The sequence below is a fragment of the Neisseria sp. P0021.S006 genome, assembly GCF_051956895.1.
Map to the genome: position 1 here is coordinate 1 of NZ_JBQCWZ010000931.1, position 574 is coordinate 574.

Annotated in this window: 2 pseudogenes; one reads left to right on the forward strand and one right to left on the reverse strand. The window is 46.3% G+C overall.

Annotation, left to right across the window (positions count from 1 at the left end):
- A pseudogene (locus tag ACTHUM_RS17970) lies at positions 1-322 on the forward strand (hypothetical protein); the annotation flags it as partial.
- A gap of 83 nt (positions 323-405) precedes the next feature.
- Here ACTHUM_RS17970 and ACTHUM_RS17975 read toward each other — a convergent pair.
- A pseudogene (locus ACTHUM_RS17975) lies at positions 406-574 on the reverse strand (NCS2 family permease); the annotation flags it as partial.

The following is a 574-nucleotide window of genomic DNA, read 5'->3' on the forward strand; positions in this document are numbered from 1 at the left end:
GAGCGTAATGTACGGCTTCAAAGGCAATGAAGTTGTTGCCGCCCAAGTAAAATATAAAGGTCAATTAACTGAAAATCTGTTCCGTATCACTGACAGCAGCAAAGATGTAAACGCATTCTGGGGTGGCAATGTCGCTTGGGTTGCTGAAGCAGCCACTGCAGCCAACGTAGACAAAGTTGACGGCAATATGCTGACTATCCGTGGTACTACCGAAGTAAACGGCAAACAAGAAGTGGTTGATCAAATCATTACCCGCTTCTGCGCATTGGACAAAGGCGCGAAAGCTGCCGCTAAACCTGCTGCTAAAAAAGTGAAAAAATAATCTTTTACCGACAGCTTTAAACGCTGGGTAAAATAAAACAGGCCGTCTGAAAAGTTTTCAGACGGCCTGTTCTTTTGAGCGGTTTAACCTAAGAACCAGAATTTCAATGCCCACAATACGGCGACAATCCATACCATAGGCGGTACGTCTTGGGTGCGGTTGCACAAGAGCTTGATGAGTGCGTAGCTGATAAAGCCGAACGCAATACCGTCGGCAATCGAGTAGGTAAACGGCATGAAGACGATGGTCAGG